Origin of the sequence: Hymenobacter roseosalivarius DSM 11622 (genome assembly GCF_900176135.1) — a bacterium.
Taxonomy (GTDB): Bacteria; Bacteroidota; Bacteroidia; order Cytophagales; family Hymenobacteraceae; genus Hymenobacter; species Hymenobacter roseosalivarius.
The window spans coordinates 145,812-160,660 of sequence record NZ_FWWW01000052.1; the positions used below are offsets into that span (position 1 = coordinate 145,812).

Genomic DNA, 14,849 nt, shown 5'->3' on the forward strand with positions numbered 1-14,849 from the left:
AATCTATTACGAAGGCACTACGCCGCAAAGATGGACGTTACCAGCGGGCCTTCTGTACCTTTGCGGCGAAATGCGTTTTCTACGACTCCTCTTTTTTTTGTTGCTGCTGCCCCTGGCTGTGCTGGCTCAGCAACGTCCTGGCCCCAGAGGCGGCACTCCGCCCAAAGGTCAACGTATCGAGCTGCTGACAGCGGGCGAGCTGGTGGGCGGAGATTTTAATGGCGTAGAAATTCGTAAGCTGATTGGTAACGTGAGCTTTAAGCAGCAAAATACCTTTATCTACTGCGACTCGGCTTATCAGTATATCGGTCGTAATGCGCTGGAGGCGTTCAGCAATGTGCGCATCGTGGAAAACGACACACTGACTATTACTGGCGACCAGGCCTTTTACGACGGTGATACCCGCAAGGCGCGCATGACGGGCAACGTGGTCATGCGCGACCCGCGCATGACCCTGATTACCCAAGCCCTCGACTACGACCTCAATCGCAAGCAGGCATATTACAGCACCGGCGGCCGCCTAACCGACCCAGAGAACACGCTCACCAGCCAGCGAGGCTACTACAACACGGTATCGAAAGTGTTCAGCTTTCGCCGCGATGTGCGCCTGACGACCAAGGACAACCTTATTACTACCGACTCTTTGCAGTACAACACGGTGTCGAAGGTGGCATACTTCTTTGGTCCCACGCGCATCACGGGCCAGGAAGGACGCACCCTGTACGCCGAGAACGGCTACTACAACACCATCACGCGGGTCTCTAACTTTCAGCGCAACGCCAAGATCGAAACCCCTGATTATCTGCTCGGCGGTGACAAGCTGGTGTACGACGAAGCCCGGCAGTACGGCGTGGCCACCGGCAACGTGTCGATGACTTCTAAGAGGGACAACATCGTGATTCGGGGCGACGTGGGTCGCTATTGGCGGGCGCTGGGCAAGGCCAAAGTGTACGGGACGCCCGTAATGCGCAACATTTCGGACCGCGACACTCTGTATTTGGCCGCCGATACGCTGATGAGTGTGGAAGGGCAACCAGGGCAAACGTCGGGGGGCATTATTTACGCCTTTCCCAAAGTGCGCATCTTCCGCACTGACTTGCAGGGCCGTTGCGACTCTTTGACCTACGACCGGCAGGATTCGATTATCTACTTAAACCGCAATCCGATTTTGTGGAGCGACAAAAACCAGCTCACCTCGGATAGTATGGAAATACAGCAGCGGCGCGGTAAAATTGACCAGATGCGCCTGTATGCCAACGCTTTTATCGTGGGTCAGGATACGCTGCTCAACTTCAATCAGGTGAAGGGGCGCAACATGGTGGCGTACTTTGGCGATAATAAAATAAAAAAAGTTGATGTGGTTGGCAACGCGGAGAGCCTCTACTTTGCTCTTGAGGGTGACACGACCACGACAGGCATGAACAAAGCAGTGAGTGCGACCATGGCGCTGCGCTTTGCCGCCAACAAGCTTCAAACCATCACTTTTCAAACCAACCCCGACGCCAGCTTTATTCCGCCTCACGAGCTAAAAGAGGAAGACAAGAGCCTGAAAGGCATGCAGTGGCGCATCAAGGAACGACCAACTCGCCGTGCTACGTTAGGAAAGCATTTTAATTCGCCATTCAAGGCAAAACCAAGAAAGACCAATACCAAAAAAAGCCCCCCAAAGGCTAAACCAAAAGTTGCTCCCAGCGCCAAAACGCCCCCCAGCCGCCCGGCACCTGCTCGCGCGGCCACCGATTAAAAAAAGCGCTACGCTATTGCTGGCGTCACCTGCGTATGCTGCCGTTTGATTCGGCTTTGTATTCCGTTACCTTTGCGTCCTTATGCCCTTGTTTCGTCCTACCTTCTTTCTGTTGTTGCTGAGCGCTTTGTTGCTCGGCTCGTGCAGTGGCTATCAAAAGCTACTCAAGAGCGACGACGTGAATAAAAAATACACCGCTGCCATTAAGTACTACGAAGAAGGCGACTTCTTTAAAGCCGGTACCCTGCTGGAAGAGTTGATTCCACTGCTACGGGGCCGCCCGGAGGCTGAAAAGGCCCAGTTCTACTTCGCTAACACCAATTTCCGCCAGCGCAACTATACGTTGGCCTCGTATTATTTCAAGTCGTTTTTCGATACCTATCCCAATTCGACTTACGCGGAGGAGGCCATGTTTATGCACGCTAAGTCGCTGTTTCGCGACTCGCCGGAGTTTGAGCTGGACCAAACCAATACCTACACGGCCCTGGAGTCCATTCAGGAGTTTCTAAACCGCTACCCCGCCAGCCAGTTCCGCCCCGAGACGGAGAGCATGTCCTTGGAGTTGCAGAAAAAGCTGGATGTAAAGGCGTTTGAGAGTGCCCGGCTCTACTATCAGCTACGCTATTATCAATCAGCGGTGGTTGCTTTTACGGCTTTCCAACAGCAGTTTCCGGCCTCGGCTTACAATGAGGAAGCCGCTTATCTGAAGGTAGCTGCCCAGTATTATTATGCCAAGGAAAGCGTGGAGCAAAAGCAACGGGAACGTTATCTGGAGGCTATTGCCTTCTACCAGAGCTTCGTAGATACGTATCCGCAGAGCAAAAACTTAAAAGCGGCCGAGTCGCTCTACGACGACGCCCGCGCTGAGGTAGCCAAGCTGAAACCCGTTCAGGAGGCCGCCGCGAACTAGATTTTAATGGTTTAAATAAATGGGCTGTGAAATAATTGATTGTGAAAAGCCGGGAAGCCAACCAGTAGTCACACCGCTGTTTAACAGTTCAGTCTTTAGCCATCCAACCAGTTAATAACCATTTGATTTAAGATGAAAACTCTGAATAACGTCCCCGCCTCTATCGTGACCCGCAACCTGTCGGAATTTGCTGACCAGACGGGTAATGTGTATGAGTCGCTGGCCATCATTGCTAAGCGGGCCAACCAGATTTCGGTTACGCTGAAGGAAGAGCTGAACAGCAAGCTGGCCGAGTTTGCCACCACGGTTGACAACCTGGAAGAGGTGTTTGAAAACCGCGAGCAAATCGAGATTTCCAAGTACTACGAGCGTCTGCCCAAGCCTACTAACCTGGCGGTAGAAGAGTTTTTGGAAGGTAAAGTGCACTTTTCGACGCCCGCCGAAGGCGAGACGCCCGCCCGCGCCGCCGAGTAAGTATCACTGCTTAACTACCGCACGATGGCGCTGCAAGGCCGCAAAATTTTGCTGGGCGTGTGCGGGAGCATTGCCGCGTATAAGTCCGCCCTGTTGGTGCGGCTCCTGGTAAAGGCCGGGGCTGAGGTGCAAGTCATTCTGACGTCCTCGGCCTCGGCCTTTGCCACGCCCCTTACGCTTGGCACACTGTCCAAAAAGCCGGTTCTGATGGGTTTTTTGAAGAATGAAACAGCCGGCGAGTGGCATAACCATGTGGAACTGGGCCTCTGGGCTGATGCATTGGTTATTGCCCCAGTCAGCGCCAATACCCTAGCTCAGCTGGCAAATGGTCATTGCCCCAATTTGCTGGCTGCCGTGTACCTCTCGGCCCGCTGTCCCGTGTTCTTATCCCCCGCTATGGACTTGGACATGTACGCGCACCCAGCCGTCGCCGAAAACTTGGCTCGCCTCCGTCGTTTTGGCAACTATGTCTTCGATTCACCCCCCGGCGAGCTGGCCAGTGGGCTTTCGGGACCCGGTCGGATGCTGGAGCCGGAGGATATTATGCGGGAGCTGGAAGCGTTTTTTGGTAACTAGGTAGATCAGCGGACGCCAGATGCAGCATGACGGTCTGTCGAGCATAAAGCACTTCTAATAACCTATGATGCGCGTCCTTATCACGGCTGGACCTACGTATGAACCCATTGATCCGGTGCGCTTTATCGGCAACCGCTCAACGGGGAAGATGGGCTACGCACTGGCCGAAGCCTTTGCGGCGCGGGGGGCTGATGTGATGCTGGTGAGCGGCCCGACCCAGCTCCAGCTCCAGCATCCGCTAATTGAGGTGATAGCGGTGCAGACGGCCGATGAGATGTACGCCGCCGCCACTAGAATTGCCCCCCAAGCTGACGTTTGGGTATTTGCGGCGGCCGTGGCCGACTACAAGCCGAAGTCAATGGCCGTCAACAAAATCAAAAAGGAAGGCGATACGCTGACACTGGAGCTGGTAAAGAACGTGGACATTGCCGCCACGCTGGGCCACTTGAAGCGGCCCGAACAATTTTCGGTAGGTTTTGCGTTGGAGACAAATGATGAGGAAACCCACGCTCGCGCCAAGCTTCAGCGCAAGAATTTCGACCTCATCGTGCTTAACTCCCTGCGCGACGCCGGCGCTGGTTTTGGCCACGATACCAACAAAGTGACGCTGCTGACCGCCGGGGGGCAAATGACTATCTTTGATTTGAAGCCCAAAGCCGAGGTGGCCCGCGACATTGTGCAAACCGTTCTGGCCTCGCTCTCTGCCATTCCTACTCCCCATGCGTAACCTGCTGTTTTTCTTTTGCTGCCTGTTTTTGCTGCTGACGCGTACTGCTCAGGCTCAGGAATTATTGGCTGAAGTAAGCGTGACTACTGAAAACGTGACCATCGCCGACCAGCAACTCGTGCAGCAGATGCGGACGGATATTCAGTCATTTCTGAACACGCGCACTTGGACTACCATCACCTACCGGCCCGAGGAACGTATCCGGTTTCGGTTGTTTGTGGGCATCACGGGCATTCCGCAAACCGGCTCCTACCAGGCCACTGCCCGCATCATCACGGAGCGGCCGGTGTATGGCACGGGCTATCAAACCAATCTGCTGTCGTTTGCCGATAGAGGCTGGTCGTTCAACTATTCGCCCCAAAATCCGCTCGACTATTCCGACAACGTATTTGTGTCGAATCTATCGTCGCTGCTGAGCTTTTACGCTTATATCGTTATCGGGATGGACCAGGACAGCTTTACGCCCCTGGGCGGCTCGCCGTACTACGACCGGGCCCGCAACATCATGACCACGGCTGCTTCCCAAACGCAGGAGGGCGACCGCGGCTGGCGCGATACGGAGCCGCGCAACCGGTATTGGCTGCTTAATAATCTGCAAGACCCCCAGCTGGCAGCCTTCCGCAGCGGTGTGTACGCCTACTACCGGCAGGGACTGGATATTTTCGTGGAGAAGCCCGAAGAGGCTCGCGCCAGTGTGTTTAAGGCACTCCAAGGGGTGCAAAGCGCCACTGTTCGCCGCCCAGGCACGCTGCTGGCACGCGCTTTCTTCGACACCAAAGCCGACGAAATCGCCAATATCTTCCGCACCGCCTCCGACCCCCAGCAAAAAGCACAAGTGGTAGCGCTGCTTACGGAAGTCGACCCTACCAATACCGCCAAGTATCAGGCGATTATGCAGCGCTAATGCGCCAATAGTAGGAATATTGCTAAGCAGGTGGCTGCTAAATAATTTGGCTTATTTTTGTTGAACCACAGGAATCAACTAATTTTATTAGTTGTATCAGGTGATGCTGCTTTGAAAGGAAGCGAAAGGTTATCTTTTGCCTTTTCTATCATGGTGACTTCTTAAAAAAAGCCCCCCAGTGCAAGTGTTTCGTGTGAAGTTTCAGGCCGGGCCGCTGCTATCCTTATTTTTTAAACTTGTATGCTGGTTGATCTTCGCATTCAAAATTACGCGCTGATTGAGGCGCTGGAGTTGCGGCCCTCGGCCCTGCTCAATATCATCACCGGCGAAACGGGGGCCGGCAAGTCCATTATGCTGGGCGCTATCGGCTTGTTGCTCGGCAATCGGGCCGACTCGCGGATGCTGTTTAATACAAGCAGCAAGTGCGTGATAGAGGGGCAGTTTAATATTTCCAATTATCAGTTGCAGGATATCTTCGACTCCGAAGACCTCGACTATGATGCCCAGTGCATTCTTCGCCGCGAAATCAGCCCTATGGGCAAGTCGCGGGCCTTCGTGAATAATACGCCCGTAACGCTGGAAACGCTGCGGAAGATTGGGGCCAACCTGATGGACATCCACTCCCAGCACGACACGCTGCTGCTGGGCGATGCCGTTTTTCAGCTCAATTTGCTGGACCTGTATGCGGGCCTGGTGCCCACGCGGGCGCAGTATTCCTACGCCTACCGCCAGTACCGCAAGCTGGAGGCGGACCTGAAAGCCTTGGAAAATCAGGTGGCGCAGGCCAACAAGGAACTGGATTACCATAGCTTTCTGCTCAGTGAGCTGGAAGAAGCTCGCTTGGACCAGGAAAATCAGGAGGAGCTGGAGCAGGAAATAAAGCAGCTCGAACACGCTGAAGAGATTAAGTATAAACTCAGCCAGGCTTACCAGAGCTTGTCGGAAAGCGAGTATTGCGCTGCCGGCAGTATGAAGGACGCGGCCACCATGCTAGGCCAGATCTCAACGTATTCCGATGCTTTTCAAACTCTGAAAGCCCGCCTCGACAGCTGCCTGATCGAGCTGCACGACATCGCCGACGAAGTAGAAGCCGCCGAGCGCCGCACCGAGGGCGACCCGGCCCGCATCGACGAGCTGCAAGGCCGCCTGAACGTGCTGTACAACCTCCAGCGCAAGCACCAGGTCCGCGACCTTGCGGCCCTCATTGAAGTGCGCGACCAGCTGCGCCAGCAGGTAGGCTCAGTGCTGAACCTGGACAAGGAAATCGCGCGCCTACGCAAAGATACCGATGGGGCCCTGGCCACCGTGACCCGGCAGGCTGCCCGCCTCTCCGAGAGCCGCCGCAAAGCGTTTCCGAAGTTTGAAAAGGAGCTGGCGGCTTTGCTTTCTGAACTGGGTATGCCCCATTCGCGCATCGTAGTGCAGCACACCAGCGGCCAGCCCACGGCCAGCGGCACCGATGTGGTGAGCATTCTGTTCACCGCCAACAAAGGTGCCCAGCCCCAAACGCTCAGCAAAGCCGCGTCGGGGGGCGAATTTTCCCGCCTCATGCTTTGCATCAAGTATATGCTGGCCGACAAAACCGCCCTGCCCACGATAGTCTTCGATGAAATAGACACCGGTATTTCCGGTGAAATTGCGGTGAAAGTGGGCCGGATGATGCAGCAAATGGCCAAGAAGCACCAGCTCATCGCCATTTCGCACCTGCCCCAGATGGCCGCCGCCGGCGACGCGCACTACTTCGTGTACAAAGAAGACCGCGCCGACCGCACCATCAGCCGCATCCGGCAGCTAAGCACCGAGGAGCGCATCCGCGAAATTGCCCACATGATTGCCGGTGCCAAGCCCAGTGAAAATGCGTTTGAAAGCGCGCGGGAGCTGCTGGCGATGCGGGGCGAAGAATTGGTGGGGTAAGGCCGGTTTTTAGTTTTTGGTTGTTGGTTATTGGTTATTTGTAAACTTGAAGCCTAAAGCGAGCCTGAGCGTAGCGTACGGATAAGTTCGCTCGGGGCAGCAGCACGGACCAGAAACCAAAAACAATTAACCAAAAACCAATGCCTAACAACCTACTCGCTGGCAAAGTCGGCATCATCTCCGGCGCCCTCGATCATAAATCCATAGCCTGGAAAGTAGCCCAGAAAGCCCACGCCGAAGGTGCCCGCTTCGTGCTGACCAATGCCCCGCTGGCCATGCGCATGGGCGAAATCAAGCAACTTGCCGAGGAGTGCGGGGCCCTCATCGTGCCCGCCGATGCTACCTCGGTGGAAGAGCTGGAAAATCTGTTTTCGCAGGCCACGGAGCATCTGGGGGGCAAATTAGACTTCGTGCTGCACAGTATTGGCATGAGCCCCAACATCCGCAAAAAGAAGCATTACGGCGAGCTGGACTACAAATTTTTTCAGCAGACGCTGGATGTATCGGCCCTGTCGTTTCATAAAATGCTGGCCGTAGCCGAGCGCCAGGACGCACTGAACGAGTGGGGCAGCGTGGTGGCTTTGTCCTACATTGCCGCCCAACGCGCCTTTCTGGATTATACGGACATGACCCAGGCCAAAGCTATGCTCGAAAGCATTGCCCGCAGCTATGGCCAGCGTTTGGGCAAGCTCAAGAAGGTTCGGGTGAACACTATTTCGCAGTCGCCGACCCGTACTACGGCCGGTAATGGCATCGGGGGCTTCGACGCTTTCTTCGAGTTTGCCGATAAGATGTCGCCCCTGGGCAACGCTCCGGCCGAAGCCTGCGCCGACTACTGCGTAAGCCTCTTTTCGGATCTGACCCGCTACGTAACCATGCAGAACCTGATGCACGACGGCGGCTTCAGCACCACGGGTATTTCGGCCGAAGTAGTTGAGATGATAACGCAAGCCTCAGGCTCGGGCGAATAAGGCCAGCTCTGAAGGCTAAGCAACACATAGCTTGCTCACGAAAAAGTCCGGCCCATGGCCGGACTTTTTCGTGAGCAAGCTATTCTGATTTTTGCTGTTACCACAGCACCTCGCATCAGCAAGGGCATAACGTACCACCGCAATATAGTCTACTGGCTCAGGGGGGTAGTCAAGTCAAAATCAGCTTGCAACTGCAGCTGCTCATCCCGCTTTAGAATGTAGCTGAGAAAGTATGCTGGTCCTCGCTTAGCACACCTGGTGCTGGTGGCCGCGGCCGATGGCATACTGGACAAAAGCGAAGGAGACTGCTTGCTGCAAATCGGAAATAAACTTGATTTGACATCTGAGGACGTACAGTCTATTGCCGAAAATCTGGATGTGCTCAGCTTCGTGGTGGCTTCCGAAGGCATGCAACGCACCTTAGAGCTGCAAACGCTCGTACAAATGATGTTGCAGGACGGGACGGTCAGATAGACCCGCGCGAATACGGCCTATGCATGGGATACGCCAACCGCATCGGCTACAGCAAAGGCATACCTTGATGATAGGGTGGCTCAGCTGGCTGGAGGGGCACCAACGGGCGGTAACCGCAATCCACCCACAGCTAAGTAAAGCGGGCGAAACCTCAGCGGCCTTTCACGCCGGGGTAAAGGCTCTGTACAGTGTCGCTCTGCACAAACTCTTTGGTGCGAACATTCAGCAGGCTCAGCAGCCCGCCATAAGCCGCGCCTTGGTCTATGTTCCAAACGTTGGCCCGCTGGCATGGTACTGCGCTAGCAGGCCATGTGGGCGTATGACCGATAAAGCATTCTGTGTAGGCGTGTGCCTGCATACCATTATTCCACAACATACGGTTCCAAACCAGGTCGTATGGCTCCTGCTCCGCTATGGGCCGCCTAGGATGGTAGCCGCCGTGCACGTATAGGTTGCCTGCTTCGTCCTCAAAGTATGGGCGTTGCTCAGCGAAGAACGTTCGAAAATGCCGACCAATCTGCTCCTTAGGGCCGCGCTCGTACGCGTCATAGGTGGCTTTGCCACCTTGCTGATACCAAAGCATATTCACCTCGGCACGCGGCAGCTCGGTGGTCATCCACTCAGCCGTCCACCAGTCATGGTTACCCTGTAGCCAGATGCTGTTCGGAATGCTGTGCAGCCTTTCCACACACTCCGGTGTGTCAGGCCAACCGTCGGAAATATCGCCTAAGTGAATCAGACGGTCAATACCGGGCCGGAAGGGGCTACGTTCCAGTACTTGTTCCAGCGCGCGGAAGGCGCCGTGAATATCACCAAGGACGTATGTTTCCATGCCAACTACTACGGGAGCAGCAGGAAGTAGGCTACTGTTCAGCTAGGGGGCTATTTTGAATAACCACAAAAGCTGAACGGTGCAGGGACGCAACCTTGGCTTTGCTGACCTTTGGTTCGCTTCTTCTCTGCTTGGTTTCGAGACGTCTGTCATTCCCTCGACTGTCATCCTGAGGCACGAAGGACCTTTTCACCGAATAACAGTTAATTTCAACCTGAGAAGGTCCTTCGTGCTTCAGGATGACAGCCGGGATTATTGTTCAACGATAGACGCGAATACGCGTCTCTACACTATACAGGTAATCGATGCCATCTATAATGGTAACGCTCCAACGGCGGCGGCGGCATTCACGCGTCCCCAGCCAAAGTTGCTGCTGCGCGCTGTTCGATTGGAGCTAGCAACAACTAGGCGACTCATAATATCGGTGCGGTTTTCGTCGGGGTATCGGGCCCAAACCAAGGCCGTCATGCCGGCCATAGTAGCCGAAGCTACCGACGAGCCGCCCACGGTGCTCGGCGCGTCGCCGCTCATGGCCAGCGACAAGACCGTCAGGTCGTTGCTGGGTTTTTGCATTACCACCGCAAACTCAACCTTAGCCCCCACATGGCAGTCGTCGCAGCGGGAAGTAAGATTGTCTGTTAAACCAGTTACGGCCACGACTTCGGGTAGTGTAGCCGGATACGTAACCCCAACAAACCCCGACGACCAGTCGAAGGAAGTGCCGGCGGCGCAGAAGATGAGCTTGCCGCGGTTGTAAGCGTAGCGGATGGCATCGGTCATTTGCGACGAGCTAGTCAGGCGGCCCATACTCATGCTGATAATGCGTACATCGGGGCGGTTACTGGCCAGAATGTAGGCATCGGACACCCCTTTTACTTCGCGGCTGGCATCAAGAAATACGTCTTGGGCGGCGCGAATCGTAATCAGGTTAGCATTGTAAGCCACGCCCACGGCGTAAGCCACGCCCACGGCGTAAGCCACGCCCACGGCCGCACCATCGGTGCCACGCGGGGCGGCAGAAACGCCGGCCATACTGGTACCGTGTCCGCAGCCGTCGTTGGGCGTTTCTACCGGGCCTGTAGGAATGCCGAAGGTGGCAGCACGCGGCAAGGTGACCAGTCGCTCAATAGTGCGACCCGTGCTCAAGCCCTGATTGAAGGCGGAGCCCAGATTTTCCTGTGCATCCGATGAGCCCGAGTCGATAATGACGATTTTGATGCCCTGGCCCGTACTCTGGCTCCAGCTAGACCGGATGCCATGAAACTGGTCGGCCTGATTCAAGGATGATTTGCTGCCGTTGGCTAATATCGTGTAGTCGGTGCCAGCTACCAAATCGGGGTTCGGCGTATTGTTGTCGCAGCTGCTGCTGCTCAGAATGGCCGCGTTGCTGTTGGCCGTAATAGCTTGGCGGCGGTTGGGCTCGTAGCCCATTGGCTCGGCATAGCGCACCAAGCCCGAGGCACGCAATTTCTGAATGGTGCTCAGCTCCCGCACCGTCACGTCGAGCACAGGTAGCACATTTTCCTTGAAGGCAACTACCTGCGTCTGGGTTAAGTCGGGATTGGCTTTGCGCTCCTCAGCCAAAATCAACTCCAGCACCTGCATACGGGCCGCCTGCCAGTCAGCCGACGAGGCAGCGTCGGTGGGTAGCTCGCCCGCGAAGCCTGCTGGCTTATATCCCACCGAAAGTACGTAGTCGGAGCGGGTGAGGGCACTCCAGACAAAGTGCTCCGACGCCTGGTTCCAGTCAAACCGACCCGTTTCGCGCAAGCAGCTCATAATCTGCGAGTCGAGCTGTTGGGTACTTAGCGCCTCCGTAGGGTCGGCTTTGGGCTGTGGGATTTGCTGGTCGTCGGCTTGCTTCTGGCAGCTCGTTAGAAATAGTGCCAACAACGCCGCGGAAAGGATAGAAGTAGTAGTGCGCATGGGCTTTAGAGTGTAAGGTGGGAGTAGGGGTAATGGAGATGTAAGGGAAAGAAAATCAGCATTAAACGCAAATGATTGCAGCTCCAGTAACAGTTATAATTTATGAAATAAATGCGTGTTGCAGTAGCTATTATTTATTTAAAAATGCCCCCCAGAAAGCAGTAGTAGTTGCTATCTTCAATCATGAACATTCAAGAAGCTTACAACACCTGGGCCGACAGCTACGCCTCGGTTCAGAACAAAACCCGCGACCTGGAAGCCCGCGCGATTCGCGCCGTGGTGCCTGGGGGGCATTTTGCCGAAATAATCGAGCTGGGCTGCGGCACTGGCAAAAACACCGAATGGCTGGCCACCCGCGCCACTCAGCTCACCGCCGTCGATTTCTCTGCGGAAATGCTGCTCAAGGCCCAGCAGAAGCTTCAGCAGCCCCACATTACCTTCCACCAAGCCGATATCACCCAGGAGTGGCAGTTCGTTCGTACCCCCACAAACCTGATTACCTGTAGCCTTATCCTAGAGCATATTCAGGATCTGAACCACGTCTTTGCCCAGGCCAGCAAGGCTCTGCAACCACACGGCCTTTTCTATATCGGTGAGTTGCACCCGTTCAAGCAATACCAAGGCAGCAAAGCGCGCTTTGATACGGCCGCGGGGGGTATTTTTGAGCTGGAATGCTACGTCCACCACATCTCCGACTTCACCGAAACGGCCCGCTGCAACGGATTCAGCTGCGTGAGCCTACAAGAGTTGTTTGATGATGACGACCGTGCCACAACCCCTCGAATCGTGTGTTTTCTATTTCGCCGGGATGGTTAATCAGTGAATTGCTTGATTGTTTTGGTTAATAGATTTAAGCTTTTTTAAAGTATATATACATTTGTATATTAATACCTTCAGATAACAGCCCACGAATTATGACTTCCAAGCACGATGACTAACTAGGTCGGATGAATAGATAGTCAATAATAAGGATGTCATGCAGCGCGCAGCGCAGCATCTCGCGTGTTTCGCTGGATTAGTAACCAGACATCAGCGAGCGAGATGCTGCGCTGCGTTCTGCATGACGGTCAAACTAGCTTCAAACTCCATAAAGCACCTATCGTCTACCTATTCTAGCTGAATCGAATGAAAAAGCTCGGTTTACTACTTGCATTTCAGGTAATGAGGCTAGGGGTTTCTGCTCAGGATATGGGCTTAACCAAAACGAAATTCGTGATTGGCGTATCAGCTCCTGAGTTGCTGCACGCTGGCGTTGGGTTCGATTTAACTACAATCAACCAGCTGGGTTTTACTGTTGGGGTGGGGCCTACCTTGGGCGGCGTGTGGCCTACGGTAAGTGCGGAGCACCGCCTGTATTTTGGAAAGGTGCAAGCCAGCACCAACCGTCGAAAATTATTCTTCCGACAAGGCGCCATCTACTATACTGCCGGCGACGAAGGCGCCGGCGTATTATCGTTAGGTATTGATTTAAAATCAAAAAAAGCGAATAGAGGCTGGACTATTGACGCGGGCTATTTTCTGTTATTTCCACGCACTAGAGACCGGTACCGAGACTCCTTTCCAGCGCTACGTTTTCAGTACTTCAGCTATTTCAAAAAAGCGTAAAGGGCCAGCATTAAGCCAATACATAAAAATATAGTAGGCCCCAACACTGGGCTACTTGAAGGCAAAAAAGCCCCCCAAGTAGCCCAGTGTTGGGGCCTACTGCGTTTCGTTTTTAATCTTCTTCCTCTACCAAGCTATCGGCTTGGGTAGTAGCCTCGTAGGTGTCGGCGTACTTAAAATCATCGAGCCAATAAGCGGAGCTGACCACGTCGAGCACGAGTGAGTTCTCCTCGCGCTTCAGGGGTTGTAGCTGCCAGATGATAGCTGGGGCTTCGGGGAAGCTGGTGCCGCCGAGCTGCTCGTGAAACAGGCGCTTAAGCAGGGTGCTGTCGGGCATACCCTGGGCCAGCAGGCGCAGGAGCGGAGCTTCGGGCTGGGTGTCGAACAGGGCCAGGGCTTCGGCGTCAGCGGTAATCTTTATCTGAAACTGCACGGCCTCGGCCCGCGGAAACTTGCCGTTATAGGCCGCATATAGCAGTTGGGTCGTTTTAAAGAAGCCTTCGTGCTGGTCTAGCTCCGGGTTTTCTTCCCACAGTTTCTCCGTGAGCATCTGGTGGGCCAGATTCTCTATCTGGCCGGCCGTGAGCTGGTCTTCAAAAAGGTACTCCAATACCAGTTGCGCCGCTTCCGTGGGCTCCAAATCGGTGAGGGCCATGTGGCACATGGTTTTTAGCTCGTCGGGGGCTATTTCGTCGGGGTTGTCGTAGCCGGTTTTGAGCAGGAGGGCTTTGTAGTCCTGGGCTTGCCAGGAGTTCGGCAGCTCCGTCAGGGTATCGAAGGAAAGGCGCTCTACGGTGAATTTTTGCATGATCAGGAATACGTGGGGTGGCCAGCGTTGGCCACGGGCGGGGCTGGCCCGCCTGTATCCTGTGTACGGAAGCTGGGCAGAAGCAACTAGAAATGCCCCCCAGCTTCTTGATTTGGGCTAACTCACTCGACGCGCGGCAATGAATCTCTACTAGCTTCAATCAATGGCACCACTGGCGCGAGCTTGTAGCTCGTGACCAACTATGCCGGGAGGCTGCGCCTCCCCCGCCAGAACATTCTAGCATTGCAACGATTTTGAAGCCGCCTTGCCGCTAACGCGACAGATGAGGTGCAACCTCATCGTTATGGCTAGGCACGAGCTACAAGCTCGCGCCAGTAGAAGTAAGAGTATGTAGTTTATTACTCTACAGGTTCCCAATCTCCCTTAGTAAAGAATACATTGTTGAATTTAGGTGAATTAAATACCAAGTGAAAGCTCCAAGTGTCGCGGTAAATAGTGGGGTTAGTTGTTAAGATATGATGTGTTGGTTGTTGCATATCTATCACAAGTCTTTCTGAGCTATATGGCTTTAGTGTACTGATTATTCCCTTGAATACTTTAACTACATCGTCTTTCTGTGTCACGTAAAAGTATATCGAGTCATTATCCTTGATTTCAAACCGAAAATTATCATATTGCCAATCTGCTTGTTTTCCTGGAAAATGACTTCTATCAATAATATATTGGCCATAAAAATCTTCTTTCTCAAGTGTTACTTTAGATAATAAAATTTTGAGAAAGCTAGTAATGACAATAAGTGTAAATATTGCAGCCCAAATAAACCCTACTGATTTTATAAAAAGTTTTCTCCTTGTTAAGAGCCAAATAATTATAAGTACAACTGTTGAAGGTAGAAGTATAAAAGCGAAAAATAAATTAAATCCGAACCCCATTTTTCTTGTTGGCAGCTTGCTGTTCTGTTATTTAAGTCGCGTAACCTCAGAAATATATTTTACTTCCGCAAATAACTTATCCATTGCGCTT

15 protein-coding genes are annotated in these 14,849 nt (G+C 53.9%); 12 read left to right on the plus strand and 3 right to left on the minus strand.

Annotated features, from left to right (window positions below; translation table 11 throughout):
• Positions 1-70: 70 nt before the first annotated feature.
• From B9A24_RS06845 to B9A24_RS22020, 9 genes are all read left to right on the plus strand, one after another.
• Entirely contained in the window at positions 71-1,744 is a 1,674-nt protein-coding gene (locus B9A24_RS06845) for an OstA-like protein (RefSeq protein ID WP_084444430.1), read from the plus strand.
• Positions 1,745-1,826: 82 nt separating this feature from the next.
• Entirely contained in the window at positions 1,827-2,654 is an 828-nt protein-coding gene (locus B9A24_RS06850) for an outer membrane protein assembly factor BamD (protein WP_084444431.1), read from the plus strand.
• A 132-nt stretch (positions 2,655-2,786) separates the two neighbouring features.
• Complete coding sequence (locus B9A24_RS06855) at positions 2,787-3,128, plus strand: DNA-directed RNA polymerase subunit omega (RefSeq protein WP_084444432.1); 342 nt, start codon at positions 2,787-2,789, stop codon at positions 3,126-3,128.
• Between the two features lie 24 nt (positions 3,129-3,152).
• The gene (locus tag B9A24_RS23065; protein ID WP_084444433.1) at positions 3,153-3,704 is read left to right on the plus strand and encodes a flavoprotein; all 552 of its coding nucleotides are present in this window, start codon (positions 3,153-3,155) and stop codon (positions 3,702-3,704) included.
• 64 nt (positions 3,705-3,768) lie between these two features.
• Complete coding sequence (locus B9A24_RS23070; protein WP_317044229.1) at positions 3,769-4,431, plus strand: phosphopantothenoylcysteine decarboxylase domain-containing protein; 663 nt, start codon at positions 3,769-3,771, stop codon at positions 4,429-4,431.
• Entirely contained in the window at positions 4,424-5,335 is a 912-nt protein-coding gene (gene porD, locus B9A24_RS06870) for a type IX secretion system protein PorD (protein ID WP_084444434.1), read from the plus strand. Before B9A24_RS23070 ends, porD begins: the two co-directional genes overlap by 8 nt.
• Before the next feature lie 240 nt (positions 5,336-5,575).
• The gene (gene recN, locus B9A24_RS06875) at positions 5,576-7,249 is read left to right on the plus strand and encodes a DNA repair protein RecN (RefSeq protein ID WP_084444435.1); all 1,674 of its coding nucleotides are present in this window, start codon (positions 5,576-5,578) and stop codon (positions 7,247-7,249) included.
• Positions 7,250-7,389: 140 nt separating this feature from the next.
• Positions 7,390-8,220, plus strand: coding sequence for an enoyl-ACP reductase FabI (locus B9A24_RS06880; protein WP_084444436.1), 831 nt, complete (start codon positions 7,390-7,392; stop codon positions 8,218-8,220).
• A gap of 336 nt (positions 8,221-8,556) precedes the next feature.
• The gene (locus B9A24_RS22020; RefSeq protein ID WP_159451973.1) at positions 8,557-8,694 is read left to right on the plus strand and encodes a hypothetical protein; all 138 of its coding nucleotides are present in this window, start codon (positions 8,557-8,559) and stop codon (positions 8,692-8,694) included.
• Positions 8,695-8,845: 151 nt separating this feature from the next.
• Here the strand turns inward: B9A24_RS22020 and B9A24_RS06890 are convergent, their stop codons facing one another.
• On the minus strand, positions 8,846-9,526 hold the full coding sequence (locus tag B9A24_RS06890; protein WP_084444438.1) for a metallophosphoesterase: 681 nt from the start codon (positions 9,524-9,526) through the stop codon (positions 8,846-8,848).
• 312 nt (positions 9,527-9,838) lie between these two features.
• Complete coding sequence (locus B9A24_RS06895; RefSeq protein WP_084444439.1) at positions 9,839-11,452, minus strand: S8/S53 family peptidase; 1,614 nt, start codon at positions 11,450-11,452, stop codon at positions 9,839-9,841.
• A gap of 183 nt (positions 11,453-11,635) precedes the next feature.
• Here B9A24_RS06895 and B9A24_RS06900 point away from each other — a divergent pair, with 183 nt between their 5' ends.
• Positions 11,636-12,268: a class I SAM-dependent methyltransferase gene (locus tag B9A24_RS06900; RefSeq protein WP_084444440.1), complete on the plus strand. Its 633-nt coding sequence runs from the start codon at positions 11,636-11,638 to the stop codon at positions 12,266-12,268.
• Between the two features lie 309 nt (positions 12,269-12,577).
• On the plus strand, positions 12,578-13,057 hold the full coding sequence (locus tag B9A24_RS06905) for a hypothetical protein (protein WP_143434808.1): 480 nt from the start codon (positions 12,578-12,580) through the stop codon (positions 13,055-13,057).
• A 112-nt stretch (positions 13,058-13,169) separates the two neighbouring features.
• On the opposite strand, the gene B9A24_RS06910 is transcribed toward B9A24_RS06905, so the two are convergent.
• Entirely contained in the window at positions 13,170-13,865 is a 696-nt protein-coding gene (locus B9A24_RS06910) for a hypothetical protein (RefSeq protein WP_084444442.1), read from the minus strand.
• Positions 13,866-14,597: 732 nt separating this feature from the next.
• Between B9A24_RS06910 and B9A24_RS22615 the strand changes: the two genes are divergently transcribed.
• On the plus strand, positions 14,598-14,849 hold a 252-nt coding region (locus B9A24_RS22615; protein WP_234997055.1), incomplete at its 3' end, for a hypothetical protein.

Excerpts from the sequence above, each read along its gene's own strand:
- B9A24_RS06845 (WP_084444430.1), top strand. The coding sequence starts at position 71 with ATGCGTTTTCTACGACTCCTCTTTTTTTTGTTGCTGCTGCCCCTGGCT.
- B9A24_RS06850 (WP_084444431.1), top strand. The coding sequence starts at position 1,827 with ATGCCCTTGTTTCGTCCTACCTTCTTTCTGTTGTTGCTGAGCGCTTTG.
- B9A24_RS06855 (WP_084444432.1), top strand. The coding sequence starts at position 2,787 with ATGAAAACTCTGAATAACGTCCCCGCCTCTATCGTGACCCGCAACCTG.
- B9A24_RS23065 (WP_084444433.1), top strand. The coding sequence starts at position 3,153 with ATGGCGCTGCAAGGCCGCAAAATTTTGCTGGGCGTGTGCGGGAGCATT.
- B9A24_RS23070 (WP_317044229.1), top strand. The coding sequence starts at position 3,769 with ATGATGCGCGTCCTTATCACGGCTGGACCTACGTATGAACCCATTGAT.
- porD (WP_084444434.1), top strand. The coding sequence starts at position 4,424 with ATGCGTAACCTGCTGTTTTTCTTTTGCTGCCTGTTTTTGCTGCTGACG.
- recN (WP_084444435.1), top strand. The coding sequence starts at position 5,576 with ATGCTGGTTGATCTTCGCATTCAAAATTACGCGCTGATTGAGGCGCTG.
- B9A24_RS06880 (WP_084444436.1), top strand. The coding sequence starts at position 7,390 with ATGCCTAACAACCTACTCGCTGGCAAAGTCGGCATCATCTCCGGCGCC.
- B9A24_RS06890 (WP_084444438.1), bottom strand. The coding sequence starts at position 9,526 with ATGGAAACATACGTCCTTGGTGATATTCACGGCGCCTTCCGCGCGCTG.
- B9A24_RS06895 (WP_084444439.1), bottom strand. The coding sequence starts at position 11,452 with ATGCGCACTACTACTTCTATCCTTTCCGCGGCGTTGTTGGCACTATTT.
- B9A24_RS06900 (WP_084444440.1), top strand. The coding sequence starts at position 11,636 with ATGAACATTCAAGAAGCTTACAACACCTGGGCCGACAGCTACGCCTCG.
- B9A24_RS06905 (WP_143434808.1), top strand. The coding sequence starts at position 12,578 with ATGAAAAAGCTCGGTTTACTACTTGCATTTCAGGTAATGAGGCTAGGG.
- B9A24_RS06910 (WP_084444442.1), bottom strand. The coding sequence starts at position 13,865 with ATGCAAAAATTCACCGTAGAGCGCCTTTCCTTCGATACCCTGACGGAG.